Annotated in this window: 20 protein-coding genes and 1 pseudogene; 15 read left to right on the top strand and 6 right to left on the bottom strand. The window is 57.9% G+C overall.

Translation table 11 applies throughout. The annotated features are described in order from the left end of the window. Positions 1–27: 27 nt before the first annotated feature. Positions 28–1,260 (bottom strand): phenylacetate--CoA ligase family protein, encoded by a 1,233-nt coding sequence (locus tag AAHB17_RS08375; RefSeq protein WP_342130085.1) that lies wholly within the window; start codon positions 1,258–1,260, stop codon positions 28–30. 16 nt (positions 1,261–1,276) lie between these two features. After that, positions 1,277–2,059, bottom strand: a complete 783-nt coding sequence (locus AAHB17_RS08370; protein WP_342130084.1) for an enoyl-CoA hydratase/isomerase family protein — start codon at positions 2,057–2,059, stop codon at positions 1,277–1,279. Positions 2,060–2,186: 127 nt separating this feature from the next. Between AAHB17_RS08370 and AAHB17_RS08365 the strand changes: the two genes are divergently transcribed. The 13 genes from AAHB17_RS08365 to AAHB17_RS08305 all read left to right on the top strand — a co-directional run bounded on the left by AAHB17_RS08365 (position 2,187) and on the right by AAHB17_RS08305 (position 16,277). Continuing rightward, positions 2,187–3,266 carry a CaiB/BaiF CoA transferase family protein gene (locus AAHB17_RS08365; RefSeq protein WP_342130083.1) on the top strand — a complete coding sequence of 360 codons (1,080 nt, stop codon included), beginning with the start codon at positions 2,187–2,189 and terminating at the stop codon, positions 3,264–3,266. 109 nt (positions 3,267–3,375) lie between these two features. Further along, positions 3,376–4,614, top strand: coding sequence for a thiolase family protein (locus AAHB17_RS08360; RefSeq protein WP_342130082.1), 1,239 nt, complete (start codon positions 3,376–3,378; stop codon positions 4,612–4,614). Between the two features lie 32 nt (positions 4,615–4,646). Beyond that, a complete protein-coding gene (locus tag AAHB17_RS08355; protein WP_342130081.1) occupies positions 4,647–5,405 on the top strand; it encodes an SDR family NAD(P)-dependent oxidoreductase in 759 nt (252 codons plus the stop codon). Positions 5,406–5,503: 98 nt separating this feature from the next. Beyond that, the gene (locus tag AAHB17_RS08350; protein WP_342130080.1) at positions 5,504–6,301 is read left to right on the top strand and encodes an ABC transporter ATP-binding protein; all 798 of its coding nucleotides are present in this window, start codon (positions 5,504–5,506) and stop codon (positions 6,299–6,301) included. Then, on the top strand, positions 6,298–8,262 hold the full coding sequence (locus AAHB17_RS08345) for an AMP-dependent synthetase/ligase (RefSeq protein ID WP_342130079.1): 1,965 nt from the start codon (positions 6,298–6,300) through the stop codon (positions 8,260–8,262). Before AAHB17_RS08350 ends, AAHB17_RS08345 begins: the two co-directional genes overlap by 4 nt. Continuing rightward, a complete protein-coding gene (locus tag AAHB17_RS08340) occupies positions 8,262–9,146 on the top strand; it encodes a branched-chain amino acid ABC transporter permease (RefSeq protein ID WP_291925329.1) in 885 nt (294 codons plus the stop codon). Before AAHB17_RS08345 ends, AAHB17_RS08340 begins: the two co-directional genes overlap by 1 nt. 2 nt (positions 9,147–9,148) lie before the next feature. Then, positions 9,149–10,201 carry a branched-chain amino acid ABC transporter permease gene (locus AAHB17_RS08335; protein WP_342130078.1) on the top strand — a complete coding sequence of 351 codons (1,053 nt, stop codon included), beginning with the start codon at positions 9,149–9,151 and terminating at the stop codon, positions 10,199–10,201. Positions 10,202–10,285: 84 nt separating this feature from the next. Then, a complete protein-coding gene (locus AAHB17_RS08330) occupies positions 10,286–11,533 on the top strand; it encodes an ABC transporter substrate-binding protein (protein WP_342130077.1) in 1,248 nt (415 codons plus the stop codon). 59 nt (positions 11,534–11,592) lie between these two features. After that, on the top strand, positions 11,593–12,381 hold the full coding sequence (locus tag AAHB17_RS08325) for an ABC transporter ATP-binding protein (RefSeq protein WP_342130076.1): 789 nt from the start codon (positions 11,593–11,595) through the stop codon (positions 12,379–12,381). A 43-nt stretch (positions 12,382–12,424) separates the two neighbouring features. Then, complete coding sequence (locus AAHB17_RS08320) at positions 12,425–13,576, top strand: acyl-CoA dehydrogenase family protein (RefSeq protein ID WP_342130075.1); 1,152 nt, start codon at positions 12,425–12,427, stop codon at positions 13,574–13,576. A 98-nt stretch (positions 13,577–13,674) separates the two neighbouring features. After that, on the top strand, positions 13,675–14,370 hold the full coding sequence (locus tag AAHB17_RS08315) for a TetR/AcrR family transcriptional regulator (RefSeq protein WP_342130074.1): 696 nt from the start codon (positions 13,675–13,677) through the stop codon (positions 14,368–14,370). Positions 14,371–14,560: 190 nt separating this feature from the next. Beyond that, positions 14,561–15,310 (top strand): electron transfer flavoprotein subunit beta/FixA family protein, encoded by a 750-nt coding sequence (locus tag AAHB17_RS08310; RefSeq protein WP_342130073.1) that lies wholly within the window; start codon positions 14,561–14,563, stop codon positions 15,308–15,310. Between the two features lie 37 nt (positions 15,311–15,347). Continuing rightward, positions 15,348–16,277 carry an electron transfer flavoprotein subunit alpha/FixB family protein gene (locus tag AAHB17_RS08305; protein ID WP_342130072.1) on the top strand — a complete coding sequence of 310 codons (930 nt, stop codon included), beginning with the start codon at positions 15,348–15,350 and terminating at the stop codon, positions 16,275–16,277. A gap of 294 nt (positions 16,278–16,571) precedes the next feature. Here AAHB17_RS08305 and AAHB17_RS08300 read toward each other — a convergent pair whose 3' ends face one another. The 4 genes and pseudogenes from AAHB17_RS08300 to AAHB17_RS08285 all read right to left on the bottom strand — a co-directional run. Then, positions 16,572–18,020, bottom strand: a complete 1,449-nt coding sequence (locus AAHB17_RS08300) for an IS1182 family transposase (protein ID WP_342130071.1) — start codon at positions 18,018–18,020, stop codon at positions 16,572–16,574. A 321-nt stretch (positions 18,021–18,341) separates the two neighbouring features. Then, positions 18,342–19,835, bottom strand: coding sequence for a hypothetical protein (locus AAHB17_RS08295; protein ID WP_342130070.1), 1,494 nt, complete (start codon positions 19,833–19,835; stop codon positions 18,342–18,344). Continuing rightward, positions 19,832–22,390: an SIR2 family protein gene (locus AAHB17_RS08290; RefSeq protein ID WP_342130069.1), complete on the bottom strand. Its 2,559-nt coding sequence runs from the start codon at positions 22,388–22,390 to the stop codon at positions 19,832–19,834. Before AAHB17_RS08290 ends, AAHB17_RS08295 begins: the two co-directional genes overlap by 4 nt. A 321-nt stretch (positions 22,391–22,711) precedes the next feature. After that, a pseudogene (locus tag AAHB17_RS08285) lies at positions 22,712–22,999 on the bottom strand (integrase core domain-containing protein); the annotation flags it as partial. A gap of 218 nt (positions 23,000–23,217) precedes the next feature. Here AAHB17_RS08285 and AAHB17_RS08280 point away from each other — a divergent pair. Together AAHB17_RS08280 and AAHB17_RS08275 are read left to right on the top strand one after the other, a co-directional pair. Beyond that, positions 23,218–23,490 carry an IS3 family transposase gene (locus AAHB17_RS08280; RefSeq protein ID WP_342130068.1) on the top strand — a complete coding sequence of 91 codons (273 nt, stop codon included), beginning with the start codon at positions 23,218–23,220 and terminating at the stop codon, positions 23,488–23,490. Between the two features lie 3 nt (positions 23,491–23,493). Next, positions 23,494–24,030, top strand: coding sequence for an IS3 family transposase (locus AAHB17_RS08275; RefSeq protein WP_342130067.1), 537 nt, complete (start codon positions 23,494–23,496; stop codon positions 24,028–24,030). Positions 24,031–24,137 lie beyond the last annotated feature (107 nt).

Here is a 24,137-nt window from a genome sequence, read left to right as displayed (position 1 = left end):
ACTTGTACATCCCGGTCCTGTGGTGCTTCAAGCTTGTGCGTGTTTCCGATCGACAAGCGTTGGATCTCCTTCAGCGAGTTGGCCCACCTCGAGCCATTCGATGTTGTCTAGCTTGAGCCGGGTTACTTGTTTGAAGGCATCCACTAGGTTAGCTTCCACGTTGGCTGGTGCCCCTTTTGGTTTGAGTTCTGCACGCAATGTCATGGTCTCTCTGTGGCCCAGGGTCTCTACGACAAGCTGCGCACGATTGATCTCCGGCACTCGACTCAGCAAGTCTTCGATGTTGCGTGGATAGACAAAAACCTCGCGCACTTTTATACCCTGGCCGACGCGGCCTTGCAGAAGACCAATGCGATCAACGAGGCCGTCTTCTGTCTGGCTCAACGCCTGAGCGACGTCGCCTGTGCCGAATCGAACCAATGGCCACCCGCTTTCCAGTGTCGTGACCACGATCTCACCTGTGCTGCCGACTGGCAAAGGCTCGCCCGATACCGGGTCGCACACCTGAACCAGGCGTTCAGGGTGAATGCGATAGCCCTCAAGTCCATCTTCTTCGTACCCGATGAGTCCAAAGTCACCGGTCGCATAGGCGGAGAACGTGTTGATGGCATAGCGCTGCTCAAGATCGCGTCGCTTATCCATCCAGTTGCCCATCTCTCCACCGAGCATGGCGTTTTTGACGCGCCAGTCACGAGGCAACTGGTACCCCATGCGTTCCAAGGTCTCGATCAAGGTAATGAAGAAGCTGGTGGACGCGCAAATACACGTGATGTCCAACTCCAGAATCAGTTGGGCTTGCTGTTCAGCGCCGCCCGGACCACACGGGATGATCGTGGCCCCGGTAGATGCGATTCCTTGGTCAAGCAAAAGACCTGCGGGCACAAGGTGGTAAGACCAGGTATTCAGCACGCGATCGCCGGGGCCGATGCCTGCTTGGTTAAAAACTTGCGCGAATCCACGCCCGGTGACATCGCTTGAAAGCTCTGGTTCATAGATCGGCCCTGGAGACACAAAGATGCGTCGAATGTCGTGAGTGTCCGCGGCCAGGAACCCGCCAAAAGGGGGATGTGCTCGTTGGAGGGCGAGTAGTTGGTCTTTGGTCGTGACGGGCAGGCGGGCAAGATCACTGGCGCCGCATAAGTCGGCCGGCGCCATATTCGCCCGCTCATAGATGTCTCGTATTGCTGGGGCCTTCCGGTAAGCCTGGGTCTGAATGCGCTGAAGTGCTGCGAATCGGTTGGAGCATGGGGGCGTGGTCATGGTTCGGAACCTTGGTTCACTTGCCGGTGAAACGCGGCGCGCGTTTTCCCTGAAAGGCCTCCAGCCCCTCTTGAAGGTCGGCGCTGAAAGCATGAACTTCTGACGCCAGCAGCTCCAAGCGAAGTGCCGTGTCCTCTGATTGATCGAGCCCGTCGTCAACCAGAGCCTTCATGCGCTGAAGGCCCAAAGGGCTCTTGGTGGCAATGGTGTCGGCCACCTTCTGGGTCGCTGCGTCGAGCTGCGAGTCGTCCACGACCTGATTCACCAACCCGGCTTCTCGCATCTCCTCGGCTGAAACGAATTCCCCGGTGTAGAGAAGGTACTTGGCGCGCGTCGGGCCAATCACACGGGGGAGACGGACCGAGCCACCACCTCCAGGAAGCAGACCGTAATTGGCGTGTGCATCGCCAATCTTTGCGCTTTTGGCAGCGATGACCAGATCGCAGCACAGCACCAACTCCAGCCCTCCCGCGAGGGTAATGCCGTTCAGCGAGGCAATGACCGGCTTGGGGAAGCGGTCCAGGCGGTTCATCGTGTGCAAGACACCCGCGAGGAAGGCACTCGTGCCGTTGTCGCCCAGTTGACCTCGCACGTACTTCAGGTCGGCCCCAGCGCAGAAGGCGCGGCCGTTACCGGTAAGAACAACGGTCATGACGTCGGTGCACTCCAGCGCCTGGTCCAGCCCCTTTTCGATGGCTTGGAGCACTTCTGGGGTGAGCGAGTTCATTGCATCCGGGCGATTCAGGCGGATCCAAAGAGATCGATTCCGGACTTCGGTAACCACCACTGACTCTGACATGTCTTCTCCATTCTCGGCGTGCATAGGGACCTCACATTCTTTCATTTGACTATCGAGTAAGTAACTTGGTGGTTTCCCTTACTCATAGTAAAAGCGAGTTACTATAGAGTAAAAAAGAGGAGTGCCCATGAAGTCATCTAGTCAAAGCAGTCAGCTACCGTTGACAGGCGTCAAGGTAGTAGAGTTCGAAGGAATCGGCCCCGGCCCGTTGGCGGGCTTTCATCTGGTACAGCTCGGCGCGAGCGTGACCCTGGTCGCACGCCCAGGTCGAGGTGCTCTGCCAGCAGAAATGTCCCCGCCTACCGATAGCTTGATCAACCGCGGTAAACATCGTGTCACTCTGAACTTGAAGACGCCACACGACAAAGCGGCTGCAATCGACTTGATTGCCCAAAGCGATGCCTTGATTGAAGGGAATCGTCCAGGGGTGATGGAGCGGCTGGGTCTGGGGCCTCAAGACTGCGCCAAGGTGAACCCCCGCCTCGTCTACGGTCGTATGACGGGATGGGGGCAGGATGGTCCGCTGGCCCAAGCCGCAGGCCATGACATGAACTACGTGGCCCTAACCGGACTGATGTCGCTGACCGAAACGCCGGGGCATCCTCCAATATTGCCACCCACGGTCTTGGGAGACGCGGCGGGGGCCTTGGGCCTGACGATGGGAGTCGTCGCCGGGTTGTTCGCCTCGAGAAGTGGCGAAGGAAAGGGTTGCGTAGTCGATGGAGCGATCGTGGATGTGCTGGCCCTTCTGGCGCCCTTGGTTCAGCTTCTCCGCAAGGGTGGTGTTCTAGAGGGGACAGTGGCCAGCGTCTTTCACGACTCACCGTTCTATGACCGCTATCGGTGTGCAGACGGTCGCTACATCACGGTTGGCGCTATTGAGCCGCAGTTCTATGCGCTTCTTCTTGAAAAGATGGGGCTGTCGGACGTGGATCCCTCTCAGCAGATGAACAGGGCATCGTGGCCCGCACTGAAAGCCCGAATGACTGAGGCATTTGCGTCGAGGTCAAGCAGCCATTGGACTAGAGAGCTGGAAGGCACAGATGCCTGTTTCGCACCAGTCCTCACCTTGGGAGAGGCGGCGAAGCATCCCCACAACGCCAGTCGCGGTCTGTATCGCGTGACCGACGAGGGTGATGTAGAGACGGCGCGGGGCTTGCGCTTCCTGCCTCTGGTCGATCCAGACCTTTTCAAGAAGCCCCAATGAGGGTTTACCCCTCTCTCTTTTTTTGACTTTTACCCTAAAGTAAAACTATTGCACGGCGGGTAAGTATGAGCTATTCCGCCAGCATTCAATAGCCATAAGGAATCTGAGCATGAATGACATCTACGTGATTGGGGTTGGCATGACGCCGTTTGGCCGACACCTCGACCTTGACATGAAAGCCCTTACCAGGCAGGCGGTGGAGGCAGCCCTTGCTGATGCCTCCATGCAGAAGGAGCAGTTGGAAGCGGCCTTCTTTGGCAACACTTCTCAAGGACACATGGAAGGGCAGCACATGATTCGCGGGCAGATTGCCTTGCGCGCCATGGGTATTGGCCGGATTCCAGTGGTGAACATCGAGAACGCCTGCGCGAGTGGCTCATCTGCGTTTGCGCTGGCGTGCAGTCACTTGAAGTCCGGAGCGGGCGACGTCGCTCTCGCGGTGGGAACCGAGAAGATGTTCTCTACCGACAAGGCGCGGATGTTCTCCGTGTTTGACAGTGCTTGGGATATCTCCCGTGCACAAGAGATTCGAGATTCCCTGATGAAGCTGGGCAGGGAGGTGACCGTACCCGAAGGATCGACCTCGCCCAAGCCCTACAGCGTCTTCATGGACGTATATGCCGCCTTCGCGCGTTCGCATATGCGGACATTCGGCACGACCCAGCGGCAGCTCGCGGCTGTGGCGGCCAAGAACCACAACCATTCGGTTCATAACCCGCTCTCCCAGTACCGAGTGGCATACACCATCGACGAGATCCTGGCGGCGCCACCCATCACCTATCCGCTGACTTTGCCAATGTGTTCACCAATCTCAGATGGTGCCGCGGCCGCAATCTTGTGCACCGGCAAGGCCCTTAAACGCCTCAACTTGGACGCACGCCGAGCGATCCGTGTACTCGCTTCGGTGGTGCAAAGCGGATCGGATCGCGATGAGTCCGACTACCGCTCCCACTGCACAGCGTTGGCGGCCACCAAGGCCTACGAATTGGCCGGTGTGGGAGCCGCAGACATATCGGTGGCCGAAGTCCATGACGCTACCGCCATGGGCGAAATCATCCAGTCCGAGAACCTTGGCTTCTGCGAGTTCGGCATGGGCGGTGTCATCGCGGAGCGCGGTGAGACAAGCATCGGAGGGCGGATTCCTATCAACCCATCTGGTGGTCTGGAGTCCAAGGGCCACCCTGTAGGTGCGACCGGGCTTGCACAGATCCACGAGCTGGTCACTCAACTGCGAGGGGAGGCAGGGAAGCGCCAGGTGGAAAGTGCCCGGCTTGCGCTCGCCGAGAACGGCGGGGGACTGGAAGGGATTGAAGAAGCCGTGGCCTGCATAACGATTCTTGGCCGCTGAATCACAGAAATAAGTACGAACAAGGAGACAACATGAACATTCAAAACGTAGTGGCACTCGTCACTGGAGCAGGATCGGGCCTGGGCCTGGCCACCTGCCAGGCGCTGGTAGCGGCGGGCGCGAAGGTGATGGCAGTGGACGTTGATGAAGAACGCTTGGTCAACAACGTACTGCCCCTAGGGTCAAGCGTTCGCATTCAACGGGTCGACGTGTCCAACGATGCTGAGGTGAAAGCTGCCGTCGACTTTGCGGTGCAGGCCTTTGGCTCTTTGCAGGTGGCCGTGAACTGTGCTGGCATTCTTGGGCCGTGCAAAACCTTGAGCAAAGGCGAACTGTTTCCCCTTTCGCTCTGGAACCAGGTTATTGCCGTCAACCTCACGGGCACGTTTAACGTCATCCGCCACGCGAGCCTTGCGATGTCGCGAAACACCGCCAGCGAGGACGGCGAGCGAGGTGTGATCGTGAACACCTCTTCTGGAGCCGCTTGGCAGGGACAGATGGGTCAGGCAGCCTACAGCGCAACGAAGGCTGGGGTGATGGGAATGACTCTCCCAGTATCCCGTGACCTGGCACAGCACGGGATTCGTGTCGTCGCTATTGCGCCCGGCCTGTTCGAGACGGGCATGTCCGCCGGCATGCCGCCCAAGGTCTCTCAGGGGCTGATCGATAACTCGATCCTCTTCCCCCACCGGATGGGGCGACCACAGGAGTTTGCCTCACTGGTTCAACACATCGTCGAAAACGCCTACTTCAACGCCACCACCATCAGCCTGGACGCGGGGACCCGCTGACGGTCAGCATCTCACAAGAAAGAGCTGAACCTATTCTGGGACTGAATGAAAAGAGGTTTCCATGCAAGTAAGACGACTGATGGATCGCGGAGGAAAGAATGAGTGATCTGCCAAAGGGTAAGCACGCTCAGATCGTGCTTTCCGCAAGCCATCTGCTTTTGAAGTTTGGGGGAATCGTGGCCCTGAACGATGTCTCCATTGATGTACGCGACGACGAGTTGTTGGCCGTGATCGGTCCTAACGGAGCAGGGAAGTCGTCGCTGATGAATTGCCTAAGTGGCTTCTATCGTCCCAAGGCAGGCGAAATCCGTCTTGGCGAGCACTCGATCAGAGGCATGGCCACACACGAAGTGGCCGCCCGCGGATTGGCCCGCACGTTTCAAGGTACCCACATCTTCTCGGGCATGACGGTCATTGAGAACCTGATGGTGGGGCGCCACTTGCATATGCGCACCAACCTGATCCAGTCCTTTTGCCATTTCGGACCCGCTGTACGCGAAGAGGTGGCTCACAGGGAAGCGGTGGAGGAAATCATCGAGTTCCTGGAAATCGAGTCGATCCGGCACTCCCCAGTGGGCAGCCTGGGTTATGGACTTCGCAAGCGCGTCGACCTCGGGCGCGCTCTCGCTCAAGATCCCAAGATCCTTCTCATGGACGAGCCAATGGCCGGAATGAATACCGAGGAGAAGGAAGATCTGGCTAGGTTCATTCTGGATGTGAGAGAAGCCAAACGCATCCCGATCGTGCTGGTCGAGCACGATATGGGGGTTGTCATGGACCTTGCGGATCGCGTGGCTGTGCTGGACTTTGGCCGAAAGATTGCCGAGGGAACACCCAAGGAGATCCAGGCCGATCCTGCCGTATTGAAAGCATATCTGGGTGAGGGGGTGGCATGAACATTCGCATGGCAACACTGCCGCAACTGCTACGTGACCACGCCAGACGCTCACCGCAGCGACTTTCGCAGCGGCACAAGACGCGTGGTATCTGGCGCGAGTACGACTTCTCACAGGTCCAGCGCAATGTCATGGACTTGGCCTTGGGTCTTCACCAACTGGGTATTCAACGCGGAGAGACGGTCGCAATCATTGGTGAGAACGAGCCTCAGCATTACTGGGCCGAATACGCGGCACAAGCAGTCGGGTGCAAGGTGATCTCACTGTATCCGGACCTCACGGCAGACGAAGTGCAGTACCTGCTGGATGACAGTGAGGCCGTCTGCCTCTTTGCTCAGGATCAGGAACAGGTGGACAAAGGGTTGGCGGTGAAGACGGCCACTCCCAACCTGCGGCACATCGTGTACTGGGACGACACGGGCATGTGGTCGTACCGAGACCCCATCTTGCGCAAGTTTCATCAGTTGCAGAGCGAGGGGCGGTCCCTTGGCGAAAAGGATGAGCTGATGTACGACCGTCTCGTTGATCAGGGCCGTCCTGACGACATCGCGGTGCTTTCGTACACATCAGGCACCACGGGCAAACCCAAGGGGGTGATCCTTTCGCATCGTAGCTTGGTTGACAACGCCCAACGCCTGATCAATGCCACGAAGGCCAGGCCAGGCACCCAGTACCTGAGCTACATCGCCCCAGCATGGGCCACGGAGCAATTCATGGGTCTGGCCTTGGGAATCGGCCTGCCCATGGTGGTCAACTTTCCTGAGGGCCCTGAGCAGGTTCTTGAAAACATTCGAGAGCTGGCGGTCGAGGCCATGACGTTTGCCCCGCGCCAATGGGAAAGCATGGCGTCTTCCGTGCAGGCACACATGCTCGACGCGGGCGCTGTGCGGCGAGCCATTTACGAGTGGGGTTTGAAGGTTGGACATGCTGTGCACGTCGCGCGTATGGACGGCAAGCACGTGTCGTGGTGGAGTCGGGCCTTGCTGCCCCTCGCCAATGCGCTGGTCCTTAGGCCGTTGAGAGACCAACTTGGCCTGACACGATTGCAGGTGGCCATCTGCGGAGGAGCCACCATGGCACCAGATGTGTTCCGCATGTTCCATGCGATGGGCGTTCCCTTGAGAAACATCTATGGCTCGACCGAGGTCGGGCTGTTGACGAGCCACCAGGGAGACCGTTTTGACCTGGAAACCGTTGGTCACTGGATGCAGACGCACCCCGAGGCAGGAACTCCACTGGAGTGGATGCTGACAGCAGATGGGGAGTTGTGCGTCAGGGGAGGGAGCTCGTTTCTGGGCTACTACCGACGCGAAGGCTCTGTCGAAGCCAAGGTCAAAGACGGGTGGTACCAAACCGGAGATGCGGTTACCAAGACGGATCGAGGCGAACTTGTGTTTTTGGAGCGTGTGTCCGATCTGAAGCGTCTTGCCGATGGCCAGACGTTCCCGCCGCAGTTTGTTGAAACCCGCCTTCGCTTCAGCCCGTTCATCAAAGACATCATGACTGTCGGAGATGAAAGGCGCGACTTTGTTGCAGCACTCATCAACATCGACATGGGTGTGCTGTCTCGCTGGGCAGAAGACAAGCGCATTGGCTTCTCGACCTTCACGGATCTCTCGCAGCGCCCAGAGGTAGCCGACCTCCTTAGCCGGGAAATCTCCCGGGTAAACCAGTTCCTGCCGGCCCACGCGCGAGTCCGACGTTTCGCCAACTTTCCAAAGGAGCTTGACCCGGATGAGGGCGAGTTGACCCGATCGAGAAAGCTGCGTCGAGAGTTTCTGGAAGATAGGTATTCGGCGCTGATTCAAGGTCTTTACAACGGGGCGTCTGAAGTGACTGTGGACATACCGGTGACCTATCAGGATGGACGTCGCAGCCAGTTCACCGCGCAGGTATTCATTCGCGACGTAACGGCTGCCGACCAGACGACCAAGGCCGGCATTTCAAATGGGAGAAGGTGATGATTGATTTCCTGAATTACCTCATCAATGGCGCGTTGACGGGCCTCTTGTATGCACTGATTGCCATGGGTTTTGTGGTGATCTATCGGGCATCAAAGGTGTTCAACTTCGCGCAGGGGGAACTGGTCGTCTTCGGCGGGTACATGGTCTGGTGGACAGTGATTCAAATGGGAATGCCGTTGTGGATCGGCCTGCCAGTGGCATTCGTGAGCGCAGCCATCTTCGGCTTGATGATCGAGCGGATTTTCTTTGCGCGACTTGTCGGTGAATCCGTTTTTTCCATGGTGATGGTGACCATCGGGCTTCTGATCCTAATTCGTGGCGTGGTCTTGGTCCTGTTTGGTCCACAGGTCCGCGCCTTTCCGATGGTTTTTCCAATTGATCCGCTGATCTTTGGCGACATCCTGATCTCTCGCTCGATGTTCTATGGCGGGTTGCTCACGATTGCCATTGGCTTTGGACTTTCGTGGTTTTTCAACAAAACGCGTACGGGTTTGACGATGACCGCCGTGGCCGAAGACCATCAGGTGGCGATGTCAATGGGTATCTCCGTGCAGCGATCCATTGCCTTTGCCTGGATCCTCGGCTCTGTGCTTTCCACTCTGGGTGCGATGGTTCACCTGAGTGGCCGCTCCATCAACATGCTGAGCTCCGACATCGGATTGGCAGCGCTTCCTGTGGCATTGCTCGCTGGCTTGGAATCTCTCGCAGGTTTGTTGCTCGCCGGTGTGCTGGTGGGCGTGATTCAAGGTTTGGCATCGGCCTATCTTGATCCTCTGGTTGGCGGTGCAATTGGCTCTGTATTTCCATTCATCATCATGTTGCTGATGCTCTTGATTCGTCCAACCGGTATGTTCGGTTGGAAAACCATTGAAAGGGTTTGATCATGGATCCCGCTGGTATTTTTGCAACCTCCTATCGTCAGGATCAATCGCTTATCCGTACGCGAAATCAAGCAATTGCGCTGTTGTTATTTGTTGTGGCTCTGTTTGCCCTGCCGATGGTCGCCGAGGTTCGATCGGTGGCAGTGATGACATCGATGCTGATCACGGCAGTGGTGGTTCTTGGTCTGCAAATCAATACTGGTTTGGCTGGGCAGGTCAATATAGGCCAGGCCGCCTTCATGGGGGTCGGTGCGTATTCGACGGCTGTGCTTGCCAGCAAATTGCACCTTCCATTCTGGCTGGCCCTGCCCGCGGGTGGGGTGTTCGCCGCACTTTTTGGGCTCATTTTCGGTCTTGCTGCTGTCCGGATAAAAGGGTTCTACCTCGCACTCACCACGATTGCTGCACAAATCCTGTTCCACTTTTTTGTGCTCAATCTTCCGCAAAAATGGCTGGGGGGTTCAAATGGCATTACCTTGGAGCCTGCTGAGCTGTTTGGGTTTAAGTTTGAGTCGGATATCGGTGTGTATTACCTGTGTCTCGTGGTCGCTATGGTCATGATCGCGGGAGCATACGGTATTGCACGGAGCCGACATGGGCGCATTTTCGCCGCTGTTCGTGACGATGATGTGGCTTCAGGGATGATGGGCATCAACGTGGTGAGGACAAAAGCCCTGGCATTTTTGGTGGGCGCCTTCTATGCAGGTATTGGCGGAGGGTTGTGGGCATACTACGTTCGCTTTGTCGCGATTGACCAGTTCACGCTGATTCATTCAATCTGGTTTATTGCCATGATCATCGTGGGCGGCATGGGCTCGATTACTGGTGCATTGATTGGTGTTTTCGTCATTCGCATGGCTCAGGAATCTATCACCAGCATGGGGCCTGCACTGATCGAGCGCATTCCATTTCTAGGCGGAGACCTGGTGTTCGCGGCCATGAATATCTTTCTCGGCGGCATTATCGCGGGCTTCCTGATTTTCGAGCCTCGTGGCCTGATGCATCGTTGGAATATTGCCAAGCGGTCGTACCGAATGTGGCCCTACCCTTACTGAGTATGAACAGTATCCCGACCCCCTTTTCACGCTGGTGGGTGGTTGACTTTGGTTAAACAGCGTAATCACCAAGGAGACAAGCAAATGGTTAAGCAAAAGATAAGTGTTTCGGTAAGAGTCCGCCATGTTTTGGGCTCGGCGGCTTTATTGGCCATACTGGGTGGAGGAAGCACCGCTTACGCTCAGACGACATACAACATTGCTGGAATCGCTGATTTCACTGGGCCATTCGCTGACGTAATGAAGGACATCACGGGCTGCCGTCGCGGGGTACTCGACTGGTGGAATGATGAGGTGGGCAAATCCCTTGGCGTTACCCTAAAAGTCAAAGAGCATGACGCACGCTACGACGTGGCCCAAGTCGCTTCCCTCTGGCCAGGCATCAAGGCGGAGCTCAACCCGATTGCCGTCTGGGGCCTCGGCGGGCCAGACAGCAATGCGCTGCAGCAGCGATTGCCCAACGACAAGGTGCCCCTGCTGCTCGGCACGGCTGGCTATGGCTTCGCTTGGAAGGATGGCAGCTGGGTATTCAATGCACGGGCGACTTACCCGCATGAAGCGGCCGGCTTTTACGCTTGGTATCAGAAGAAGATGGGGGGTGGTCCGCTGAAGGTCGGGGTGATCTCTTCGGAAGTTTCTCCCGCTTACGTGGACATTCACAAGGGTGTGGAGCGATTTGCCAAGGACAACCCCCAGATCCTGGAGGTGGTGGAGACGATCTACACCGAGGCACAGCCGACGGACCTTACGCAGCAAGTGAATCGACTGCTTCGCAAAGGGGCGACGGTGATTCAGGTCTTCAACAACACAGCATCGGTGGTGGCAACTCGTCGTGCCTTGCAAAGCCTTGGAAAGGGCAACATCCCTATTGTGGTCAGCGCGCACAACGGATTGCTCTCGTCGGGCAAGGCCTTGGGCGACCTCAACCAGATGGAGGGCAGTTTTGAAGTCTATGGCATGGCCATTGCGACGGAAGACCCGACCACTGCGCGAGCCTTTTTCGAGAAACTTCGCAACCAGTACAAGACGCAGGCCAACTTCACCTCGCCTTGCATGATGGGACTGGCCATGTCCCTGCTCACTGTACGTGCGGTGGAGCAGGTGGTGAAGGTCAAGGGCCCTGCCGGAGTGACGGGCGCGGATATCCGCACTGCGTTGCAAACTAATCCTATCCCAAGCGAGCGGACATTTGGTGTACTGCCCAACATCAAGTTCAGCAACGAGGCTCCGTTCCCAACTTCTGGGTTGGCGGTGAACATCGGAACGATTGAAAAAGGGAAATACAAGCTGGTCGAACAAAACGCTCCCGTTCCGAACGTGAACAAGTGGTAATTGACCGCATATCCAGGCCTGCGGCTGTGGGCCTGGATTGACAAACATTGGAGTTGCCTGTGCTTGAGCTAAATAACGTTGAGGTTCTTTACAGCGAAGTGATTCTGGCTGTGAAGGGCATTACAGCGCATGTACCAAAGGGCAAGTGCGTTACCCTGCTCGGTGCCAACGGAGCGGGTAAGAGCACGACGCTCAAAGCCATTTCAAACCTCATTCGCACCGAAGATGGTCGAGTCACCGCAGGCTCGATCACGTTCGACGGTACCAACATCACAGGGAGGAACCCGGTAGATGTGGTGAGGCAGGGCCTTGTGCACGTGATGGAGGGGCGCAAGGTCCTGCGCCACATGACGGTCGAGCAGAACTTGGTGGTCGGTGGGCACATGGGTAACGGGCGAGAGGCCAAGGATAGGCTAGACGAGGTCTATTCCCGCATCAGGCGCTTGGCCGCCCTGCGCGACCGAACCGCAGGTTATTTGTCGGGAGGAGAGCAGCAACTGCTGGTGATTGGTCGCGCATTGATGTCCCAACCCAAGCTGGTGATGATCGATGAGCCATCGCTCGGATTGGCTCCCCTTATGGTGGAGGAGGTTTACGGACTTCTTTCCGACTTGAAAGCCAGCGGGCTGACTTTGCTGATCGTCGAGCAGAACACCCGCGTCGCGCTTGAACTCGCAGATTACGGCTATGTGATGGAGAGCGGCCGCATTGTGCTGGAGGGGCCTTCTAGCCAACTCAAGAGCAATGAGGACGTTCGCGAGTTCTACCTCGGCTTGACAGTGGAGGGAGAGCGCAAGAGCTTCCGGGACATGAAGCACTACCGGCGTCGCAAGCGCTGGCTCGGTTGAGCTGCATTTTTTGACACAGAAAAGTTAACCCCAAGGACATCAGATGAGCAGTGTTTCCAACGCTTTCCTCAGCGAACAAGAGGTCATGATTCGGGAGTCGGCCCGCCGCGTAGCGGAGGAGGTCGTGGCCGTCACAGCGGCGCAACGTGACCAAAGCGGCGAGTGGCCTCATGCCGAAATTCAGTCCGTGGCCGAATTGGGGTTCATGGGCATGCTGGCCCCTCAAACACATGGAGGTGCGGGACTTTCTTTCGTGGAGTATTGCTTGGCCATCGAGGAGTTCGCTGTCGCCGATGGTGGCTTTGCCACCATGATGCACGTGCACAACTCGTCAGCGCATGTCTTGTGCAATTTCGGCACAGAGGAGCAGAAGGCTCAGCACCTGCCCGGGCTGGCCTCGGCTAAGAACATCGGTGCATTTCTTCTGTCGGAACCTCATGCTGGTTCTGACACTGCCTCCATCCGAACCTCCGCCAAGCGCGATGGCCAACACTACGTGATCAATGGGAGCAAGCAATGGATCTCGAATGGCAGCGAAGCGGGTTTCGCCTTTGTCGTGGCGGCCACGGGGGAGCCTGGGTCTCGGAATAGATTCAGCCTGTTCATTGTTGATCCCAAAGATCCGGGCTATCAGGTGCTTCGTATCGAGAACAAGCTCGGACAGCACACCGCGCATACTGCCCAGATTCAGCTGGACAACCTGCGCGTTCCAGTCGGCAATCTGGTGGGAGAAGAAGGGCGAGGATATGCAAAGGCCCTGTCGCTATTGTCAGACGGGCGCATCGCGATTGCCGCCCTGGCGATCGGTGTCGCGCGCGCTGCGCTCGAGGCTGCCATTCGTTACGCCAAAGATCGGGAAGCCTACGGCAAGCCGATCTCAGCACTCCAGGCAGTCAGCTTTGATCTGGCCGACATGGCGATGCAGGTTGAGGTGGCTCGACAGTACATGATCTATGCCGCTCGCCGGCGAGATGCGGGGCTTCCTTCAGACAAAGAGGCTTCGATCGCCAAGCTGTATGCCAGTGAGATGGCAGAGAAGGTCTGCTCTGCAGCGATTCAAGTCCATGGTGGCTACGGCTACGTTTCGGACTTTCCGGTGGAGCGCTATTACCGAGATGTTCGTGTGACCAAAATTTACGAAGGTACCAGCCACATTCAGAAGCTGATTATTGCGCGCCAGATTTTGGCTGAGTGAGTGTCTGGGCAAGCCGCCGAAGGCGGCTGCCCGAGGTCATTGGATATCATGTTTGACTAACCACTGTCTCCCCTTAGCAAAGCGCGATCTCTAACCTTATGAGCCAATCCATCGAAGCGGAACCCAAGCCACGGGTGCGTTCAGCGACCAAGCGCGCCACCAAAGGGGCGAGGTGGAACAACGCTGTCAGTGGTGCGGATGAGCAGTACGAACTCAAGCGGCAGGCAGTGATTGCTGAAGCGTCTAAAGCCTTTGGGCGCCATGGGTCACAAAACGTCTCGCTCGACGAAATTGCCAACGCACTCAACGTTACCAAGCCTGCCCTCTACTACTATTTCAAGAGCAAGCAGGAACTCATTTATGAGTGCCATGAGCTGGCGATGAAAATTGGCGATCAGGTCTTGAAAGACGCGATCGCATCAGAGTCCACTGGGTACGGACGGATCACCGCGTTCATGCGGAATTACATTTCGCACCTGACAGATCAGATGGGAGCTCCCGCGATCCTGCACGACTTTTCCGCCATGACGCCAGCGGATCGTAAAAAGATCACCGCACGCCGGAGAAAGTTTGACCTCCAGCTTCGCAACATCATAGAAGAGGGCATTCGGGACGGTTCCATTGCGCCTTGTGACGCAAGGCTCGCGGTTTTTTGGTTCATGGGGGCGATCAGTTCTATTTCGCAGTGGTACCACGCTGACGGCACACTCACTGGCGATCAGGTGGCAGAGGTATTCATCCGCTTCCTGGCTGATGGCATACGTCCGCAGGCTGCCTGTCCCACTATCTCTTGAGGCTCACAAGCGAGTGCCCGCTTGCATGACGCGCGCATGCGAGGGCAACTGGCATTCGCGGTGCAGTGGCCGCAATACATGCCAACAACGATGAACTGGTCGAGTCGGCGTAGGCTGATTCGTCAAGACTTGGCTGTGCGATGGGGTTTGACATCCAGTATCCACCAGCAGATTTAACAGGAGTAATGAAATGAAAGTCATCGTCCCCGTCAAGCGCGTGGTGGACTACAACGTCAAGGTGCGAGTCAAGAATGACGGCACGGGCGTGGACATTGCCAACGTCAAGATGAGCATGAACCCGTTCGACGAGATTGCGGTCGAAGAGGCGGTGCGCCTGAAGGAGAAGGGTGCCGCCACCGAGGTGATCGCTGTCTCCTGCGGTGTGGCCCAGTGCCAGGAAACGCTGCGGACGGCCATGGCCATTGGTGCCGATCGCGCCATCCTGGTCGAGACCGATGTCGAACTGCAGCCCCTGGCCGTGGCCAAGCTGCTCAAGGCCCTGGTGGACAAGGAGCAGCCGGGCCTGGTGATCCTGGGCAAGCAGGCCATCGACGACGACGCCAACCAGACCGGCCAGATGCTCGCCGCCCTGGCCGACCTGCCGCAGGCCACCTTCGCTTCCAAGGTGGAAGTCGCCGGTGACAAGGCCAAGGTGACCCGCGAAGTCGACGGCGGCCTGGAGACGCTGGAAGTGACGCTGCCCGCCGTGGTGACCACCGACCTGCGCCTGAACGAGCCGCGCTACGTGACGCTGCCCAACATCATGAAGGCCAAGAAGAAGCCGCTGGAGACCGTCAAGCCCGAGGACCTGGGCGTGGACGTGAGCCCGCGCCTGAAGACCCTGAAGGTGGCCGAGCCGGCCAAGCGCGGCGCGGGTGTGAAGGTGCCCGATGTCGCCGCCCTGGTCGACAAGCTCAAGAACGAAGCCAAGGTGATCTGACCGCCGCGCCCCCAACACTGATCAAGGAATTCACGTCATGACCGCACTCGTCATTGCCGAACACGACAACGCTTCCATCAAGGGCGCCACGCTCAACACCGTCACTGCCGCCGCTGCCTGCGGCGGTGAAGTGCACGTGCTGGTGGCCGGCCACAACGCCGGCGCTGCCGCGGCTGCCGCAGCCCAGATCGCTGGCGTGGCCAAAGTGATCCACGCCGACGCCGAGGGCTTTGCCCACGGTCTGGCCGAAAACGTGGCCGCCCAGGTGCTGGCCATCGCTTCTGGCTACAGCCACATCCTCTTCCCTGCCACCGCCAGCGGCAAGAACGTGGCCCCGCGCGTGGCCGCCAAGCTCGATGTCGCCCAGATCAGCGACATCACCAAGGTCATCAGCGCCGACACCTTCGAGCGCCCCATCTACGCCGGTAACGCCATTGCCACCGTGCAGAGCCAGGACGCCACCAAGGTGATCACCGTGCGCACCACCGGCTTTGACGCCGCAGGGCAGGGCGGATCGGCCGCCGTGGAAACCGTGGCTGCGGCCAGCGGCAACGGCAAGAGCGCCTACGTGGGCAGCGAGATCGCCAAGAGCGACCGGCCCGAACTGACGGCGGCCAAGATCATCGTCTCCGGTGGCCGCGCGCTGGGCAGCAGCGAGAAGTTCAACGAAGTGATGACCCCGCTGGCCGACAAGCTGGGTGCGGCCATCGGTGCCAGCCGCGCTGCGGTGGATGCCGGCTACGCGCCCAACGACCTGCAGGTCGGCCAGACCGGCAAGATCGTCGCGCCGCAGCTGTACATCGCTGCCGGCATCTCCGGTGCCATCCAGCACCTGGCGGGCATGAAGGACTCCAAGGTGATCGTGGCGATCAACAAGGATCCCGAGGCCCCGATCTTCTCCGTGGCCGACTACGGCGTGGAAGCCGATCTGTTCGCAGCCGTGCCGGAACTGGTCGCTGCGCTCTGACAAAGTTCGTTGCATTCGCTCCGTGCAGTCCGAAGGCATCGCTTGCGATGCCTTTTTCATTTGAAAAGCGATGGGCAATGACCGCTGTGCGCCGGATTCCGTGAGGTCGTCGAGCTGAATTGAATGGCCGCTATCGCTGGAGGCCGTGTGATAACTCATGTGGACAGCGTCCGACACAGACGTATCCAGCAATGATGAGGGTTCTGTCGGTTTGAACGTGTCTGCGCCCCGTCAGAGCGATCCTGGAATCCTCTTGGGACGGCAGATCGGGTCTGTAACGCCCCCAAATGGGGCCTATGCGCCCAACAGCTGCATCGCTTTCCTAGTCCGCTCGAAGCCCAAGATGCTGAGGACACGTTTGAAGTTGTACGCCAACACGGTCAGGCTCATTTCGGTGGCCACGTTCTCGAAGCCTCTGGTCAGGAAGTGTGTCCAGCCCATCCAGTGCTTGAGGGTGCCGAAGACATGTTCGATGGTGCTCTTGCGCACCGTCATGGCGTTGGTCATCTGGTCCAGCCGTTGCTGGACCCTGTCCATTACTTCCTCATGCTCCCATCGCCGGATGCGTCGGTACTCGCCTGTTGTGCATTGCGCTTTCATCGAGCAGCCAGGGCAGGCACTGGACCAGTAAATGCTGATCTGCAGCCCAGCTTCTTCTCGGCTAAAGCGGTGGATTGCTCGTTGACCCGCTGGGCATTGGTATTCGTCGTCGCGAGCGATGTAGATGAAGTCGGTCTTGTCGAATCGACCTTCAGCCCTGGCATTGGATGTCATGGGTTTAGGAACAAGTGCAGCAACCCCAGCATCCTCGCAAGCCTTGAGTCCCAGACCACTGTAGTAGCCACGGTCAGCGATAGCCGTCAACCGTCCTGCACCCATCGCATCACGCGCAGCCAGGGCCATTGGACTGAGTTGTGCACGGTCATTGCCGTTGTTCGTGATTTCATGGGCAACGATCAAGTGGTTCTTGGTATCGACCGCAGCTTGCACGTTGTAGCCCACCATGGCCGTGCCCTTGGCGCTGTGGGTGGTCATGGCGCGTGCATCAGGGTCCGTCTGGGAGAGCTGACGATCCGGCAGAGTCTCCAGTTGCGCCTTGATCGACTGCAGGCCTTGCAAGCGCTGTCGCATCTTCTGGATCTTTGCTTGGAGGCGATCGGCCTTGGCCTGCATCTCCACAGGCTGGGTCCGATCAGCCGTCTCCAGTGCATCGAGGTAGCGCTGAATGCTTTCCTCCAGTTCCCGCTCGCGTCGCTCAATCTTGCCCGGCGTGTAGTTACGCTCCCGGTTGTTGACGGCCTTGAACTTGCTGCCGTCGATGGCCACCACGGCCTCTGTGAACAGCTTCAACTCGCGGCACAGCATCACGAAGCGACGGCAGACATTGCGAATGCCTTTGCCGTTGTCTCGGCGGAAGTCCGCGATGGTCTTGAAGTCAGGGGCGAGCCGGCCGGTAAGCCACATCAGTTCCACGTTGCGCTGGCATTCGCGCTCCAGCCTGCGGCTGGATTGGATGCGGTTGAGGTACCCGTAAAGGTAGAGCTTCAACAGCACGGAGGGGTGGTACGAGGGCCGGCCCGTTGCCGCTGGGTTTGCGCCCTCGAAGCCCAATCCGACCAAGTCCAACTCATTGATGAAGACGTCCACAATCCGAACGGTGTTGTCTTCCGCAATGAAGTCATCCAGGCACTCCGGCAACAGCGTGACCTGCTGCCTGTCTTGACCCTCGATGTATCTGGACATATTGACCTCCGGGTTCAATATGTCTTCGAACTCTACCGAGTTCCGCTCCAGCCGGTGAGAGGGTTTTCACACAGCCTCGCTGCTCTGCAGTCCTCCGACTCCTTAGCGGCAGGTCAAGGCTGGTTCGAGACATTCAGTATTGATGTACAAACTTTCACGGCTGTCCCAATCGGTCATACGCGAAGCAAGACCTCAGGCGACCGCTTTACGATCAAGATAGGTCGCTAAGACTCTCACCAAGCGTGAGGCCGGATATTCGAGCTTGCGCAACAGTCCACGCTTTTGGAGCCAGTTGCGCGGTCTATTTGAAGACTTCCATTGCTACATGTAAAACCGGTACGACGGATTTGGGGACGGGTCGTCACCTAACTCTGTCATAACCATACCTACACGGCGCGCGAACGAGATTGTCACGGGGTAGCGAGCCAACCCGTCTGAACTGTTCCAATTCATCTTGGTCAGCGTCAGGATCTCTTCAGCGCGCGCCTTTAGGTCGGTCTTACCATGGCTGCCAAACAGAAGCGGCGCTGGAATATGCGGGCCAGGATACTCTTTCCACCAAGGCACATAGCCAGTGGTAAACAGGTAGTTCTCCCGGCCGTCAACGTCCACCCAAGTGCCACGCCACACCTCCTGTGTTCCCTTCTTTACGAGACGGAACCCAGTCTGTCCGAGCCAAACTAGATCGATGGCAGCTACCTTGCTTAGGCCGGAATTGAAACCTTTGGCTTCTTCCGCATGGTAGCGTGAGGTCTTGTGGATCACCACGCGGTCAGGCACCGTTCCAGCGTTCTTGACGTAGGCCTCGATCACTCGCTCAATCAGATCAGCGGCTTGAGCCTCCTTCAAGTACGGCTGCTTGTACTCCACCTGATCTTTGGGAATCGTCGCGCCACGCAAAACGAACGGTTGAACCGTGCTGGAGAACGCCTGCGCGACGCTCGCATACATGACGTCACCTGCCTTACGCTTGAGGTGGTGGAACGAAACGCCTACGAAGCAGTAGTTGGATGGGAGATCCTTCGGACGCCAGGGGATAGACCCAGCTTTGTAGAAGAGCGACGTTCCTAGGTTCCATGCCCGTGTCGCACCACTCTGGCTGGCCTTGTCTTCTCGGTAGGTGTGCTCTCGGATTACCTGCAGAGGCACCGAGTTCGGTCGCTGCATCATGCGGGCTTTCAGCGCTCGATAGAAATTCCGAAACAAAAGCTCTTCAGCCTGCGGTTTCAACTCAGCGATCCGTTTGAGCTCTTCCGGGTCGGGTGCGAATAGTTCGGTCTGTTTGTCGTCCTCACGCTGCAAGTACTCAAGCGCCTGCCGCTCCTCAGGACTCAGCTTCGAGTTGGTAACTCTCAGGTCTGCCTCTGACTCTCGGAAGGCGACGACGACGACCTTCGGACGAACGTCGTTGAACATGGATTCAATCTTCCCTGCATACAGATCGAGCAAACCCTCGAACTTCTCTGCTGGGTTCTTGCTCTGCTGAAGTGCGAACTCCCTCTGATCGATCGTCTTAATGAACTGTTCTGGGATCTCGTAGACACAGCCAAACGCCCTTTCGGTGCCAGGAAAGGCTCCGAATCGACTGGCATTCGCCTCGTCGCCCATGACCAGACCGCGCATCACAGAGAACCAGGTCTTGATCGCCTGAACCTCATCCACAGGGCATACCAGGCCAAGCTGGTGAGTCTCAATTCGATCCGGTAAAGCCATTAACGCGCCGCTTTTTCGCATCGCCAACCGAGGATCGACTCCATACTCGTTGCGTCCGAACTCCAGAAGCGGTTCACCAAGAACTTGCAGCCTAATTGTCATTGGCCTGCCTCCTCGTTTGGGTCGAAGATCTCGATCTCGTGGAAGGCGCCGGCCATGAGAAGGTCGTAGTCGCCCGTTGGACATAGTTGAACGGTAGCTGCCCCGCGCGCAAGATACCGCGACCAGAACCCAAGATCGCTCACAACCGCCTGATTCCGATCGAAGCGCATCCGACTGGTGGAGAGCTTCGTCCTGCGATAGGGCGGCAACGGCGTCCTGCCATCCGCCTCCGTGAACATGTAGAAGGGCTTGATCTGCACGGCCCAGTCGCCCTGGAACCTGATCACGTCGAAGGCAAACCCTTCGTTCTCGTGGAAGACATCCTTCTTGCTCTCTCGGCGCTTCACCATTTCCCGCTCCACCCCCGAGCGCTTAGGTGCGTCGTACTTGATCTTCACCGGGTCATCACTGAGCTTCACGAAGTAGGCGCGGTGGCCACCCCCCTCAACGTAGAGACCGTCGCCCTGGAAGGTACGCAGGTAGCGAACGAAGTGCTCCCGCAGTAGGTGGGAAACCGTAGTGTGGCCACCCGGTTGGCTTGCGAAGTGATCTACATCGGCCAACTTGTATGTCCCTGAGCGCGCGCCCAGAGCCGCCGGCTTGCAGAAACTCACCGCACGATCCCGCTGCCTAATGAGAACATGCGCGTTGTCAGGCGTCGCCTGTCCCAAGAGATCCGCACCGCTCGGTACGTTGATCCTCGGGACGTTCTGCTGGTCAATCGTCGTGATGGCACCCGGCATCACCTCGAACCGCAAATGGTTCGTCATATAGACGCCAAACGGATGCAGTGCTAACGCGGTTTCGGAGCTTCCTGGAGCTTGCTGTCGTGCCTGAATCAATTCGGCGACAAAGTGCGTATTGCCGGCCTCAACCAAGTACCTTGCGGTGCCACCATGCTCCAGCATCAGCTCCTTGGCATCACACAGCCCAGAACCTCGCTTGTCCATTGGTCCGACGCCGTAGAACACGTCAGCGATCGAGTAGTTTCTGATGTCGGTTACCGAGCGAACGGGCGCGAACTCGCCGTCCGCACCGGGCGTCAGCCGCTTTAGTACGCTTGCCGGCAGTCCGCCCGGGTTCGCGAATCGAATCCGACTCCCTTCCTCGACGTCGATCCTGCTTTGCTCGGCGGCGGAATAGTCGCGATGAACCAGCATATTCACGATCATCTCGGTGATGCTTCGTGAGTGGTATGCCTGCTGCTTCTTTGAGGAAGAACTTGTCTTCACTCGCAGCTGAGGATTCACGTCCGCGGAGTCCAGCAGCTCGCGCAATTCCGTAAACTGCTGGATTAGATTGCCTTTGATGAGTTTGCGCTTCTTCCCGCCTTGCGTGAACTCGACGCACGCCTGCGGGAAGAGCGAGTGAACGTCCTTCCCAAACAAGATGACCGCCTCGGGCGTCGGCCTGAGTTCGCCGCTGGCGTCAGTGGCGACAAGACCAAGCTCGCCAAGAAGTCCCCACATCCTTGTTCGATCGACCCGCGGGCGCAGCACCTTGTCACAGTACTCGCCAAGCTTTGCGAGAATCAGATCGTGGTCTAGGTCGCCTAAGACCAAGCTGCGGCTAGTCTCGATTGGATTGACCTGCTCTGCTCTTACCGACGGACGATAGACATCCTGATCGCGTAGGGCTTCATCGAGGTCAAGGAGAAGTTCGTCAAACCCGTCGATGGTGAGGTTGAAAAAGTTACCCCCAATCGCTTCGTGGAGCGCTTGAACCCGCTCATGCAAGGGCGCTCTCCCGAGGTCGCACCAATACACGCCGCACTTGAAGGAAAGGGTCGACTGCGTGAGCGCTTTGAAGAGCCCGCTCATGATCGACGGCTCTCCGCCGCGATAGCCAACCACGACAAGCGGTGACGCGGTCAGCATCTGCTTGAGCATCTCGACCAGGCCCGGCGGAAGCCTCTCCGTTTCCTCGCTAGTGTTTAGGTCGGTGTAGGAGTCGATTGCGCCATGCAGATACACGACCATCGGTTCATGTCCGTACACCGAGAACGAGACATGATCGTCTGGCGTCTGATTAATTTCGATGGGTCGGGGAACATGCGGGGCGAGCGCCGACAAGGCCTCGACGATGCAACCGTCGAAGTTGGTTGTCAGAGCGACGCGAGAAAGTCCACGCTGCGCGAGTCTCGCCAGGGCGTGATAGCCCTCTGATGTGCCGTTGAAGGGGCGCAGCTCACGCCGGAAAAACTCCCGCCGATACTCGCGTGGAACGAGAAGGTGGCGGACTGCTAACGGGAAGTTGTCGCCAAGCTTGCCGGGTTCGTTGATGAACCAGGACTGTTCGCCTAGGAACCGCGCAATGTCACCAGGCATGACTCTGGCGGTGCTGCTGGTGCCCAGGTTCCTTTTGGCGTAGACCTCCTTGGCGATGCGCTTGACCGCATCATCCGCCAGAGGGACGCCTGATCTGTAAGACGCACCGGCGCCGAGCAAAAATACCGGCCTCGCGCGTTGACTCGCTTCAAACAGGGGGGTCAGCTGACGTACAGCCGATCGGTGTTCCTCAGAACGTTGCAATAGTTGCGAGCCAAGTTTTATCAAGTGCCAACTCCCAGAATCTTTTTTTCGATTTTGGCACATGCATCTAAGCGGCGGCTCTGTGACGTTCCCACCTAGAAACCGGCCACGGACGTGAGTCAAGTTCAGTCCATTGTGTTTTCTATCAGGTTTAGCTTATTGCTCAGGTCTTGCCTGTTCCAGTCTTAGTCGTAGATTGCCGGGTCGAAATACGGGTGGTCCAGATCAAATCCGTGTTTTTTGCAGATGGCTTTCATTTTCTCGCGGTCGTCATCCGTAAGTGCTAGCTCGTCGTAGCTGCGGTAGTACAGAGCTTTTTGAAGTCCTCTCGAGTTCCTGAGCCAGTCAGAAGTAGAGCTTGGGGAATTGTTTCACACGGTACTCGACCGGTGGAACGCGACCGAGGGATTCATGTGGCCGGTGGTGGTTGTATCGGTGCAGCCAGTCGGCCGTCATGTCCCGCACTTCCTTGAGTGAGTCAAACACGTACCAGTCCAGCACCCCGGTGCGGTAGGTCTTGTTGAAGCGTTCGATATAGGCGTTCTGGGTGGGCTTGCCTGGCTGGATGTGATTGAGGGCGATGCCCTTGGACTGCGCCCATTTGGCCAGTGCGTCGGCGATGAACTCGGGGCCATAGTAAATGCATAGTGGTTGTCAGCCACTGCCGGCAGCAAGCATCCTTTGGATCGCTTACTTCCGAAGGAGACCACCCCAATGGCTGACACGAACCATCCTGAACGACTCCGCGCGGAGGTCGCGTACCTAAAAAAATTGCATGCCTTGATCCGGTCGAAGAGATCAGCTGCGCCGACAAAGCGCGTCTGATTGCCGGGTTGAGGCATCACCATAAATTGACAGACCTGCTCCAGATTGCAGGTCTGGCTCGCAGCACGTTCTACTACCACTGCAACACGACACAGCGGGATGATCGGCAAAGCGCCATGGAGGCAAGGATCCGCGTCATCTATGACGAGCACAAGGGGCGCTACGGATACCGACGCATCACGGCAGCTCTGTGCAGTTCAGCGGCGGAAGCGGTCAACCACAAATGCGTGCAGCGCCTGATGCAAAAGATGGGACTGCGCGCGTTGATCCGGACAAAGAAGCGCTCCCGACGCGCCTAGGGCATGAGTGAAGCGCACGTGCCCAATGTCCTGCAGCGCAACTTCTGCGCGACCGCGCCGGACCAGAAGTGGGTGACCGATGTCACCGAGTTCAATGTGAACGGTAAAAAGCTCTATCTGTCGGCCTGCATGGACCTGTACAACGGCGAGATCATCGCGCACCGCATGGCAAAGCGCCCCGTCTTCGAACTGGTCTCGGGAACGCTCCGGACAGAGCTTTCGCGCGCCGGTAGCACCCGCGAACTGATCATTCATTCGGATCAAGGCTGGCACTACAAGATGCAGCCGTACCGCGCGATGCTTGCGTCTTGCGGAGTCACGCAAAGCATGAGCCGCAAAGGCAACTGCTTTGACAACGCCGCGATTGAAAGCTTCTTTGGCACCTTGAAAGCCGAGTACTTCCATCTTGCCGCGCCCAGCAGCCTTGATGCGCTCGAAGCGGGCGTGCATGATTACATTCACTACTACAACAACGAGCGCATCAAGCTCGGTCTGAAAGGGCTCAGCCCGGTGGGATACCGACTGAGAGACGCCGCCTGATTGGCGGGATCGCGACCGTCCAACTTCTGGGGGTCAGTTCAAACCCGGGGCGGTTCACAATGAGTTTTGCTGATCCCCGAGTTGTACAACTAAGTGTGGCGGAAGTA

The sequence above is a fragment of the Hydrogenophaga sp. OTU3427 genome (genome assembly GCF_038440225.1).
In the GTDB taxonomy this organism is placed as follows: Bacteria; Pseudomonadota; Gammaproteobacteria; order Burkholderiales; family Burkholderiaceae_C; genus Hydrogenophaga.
Note: the sequence above shows the minus strand (reverse complement) of the source record. Positions and strands in the feature narration are given on the sequence as shown.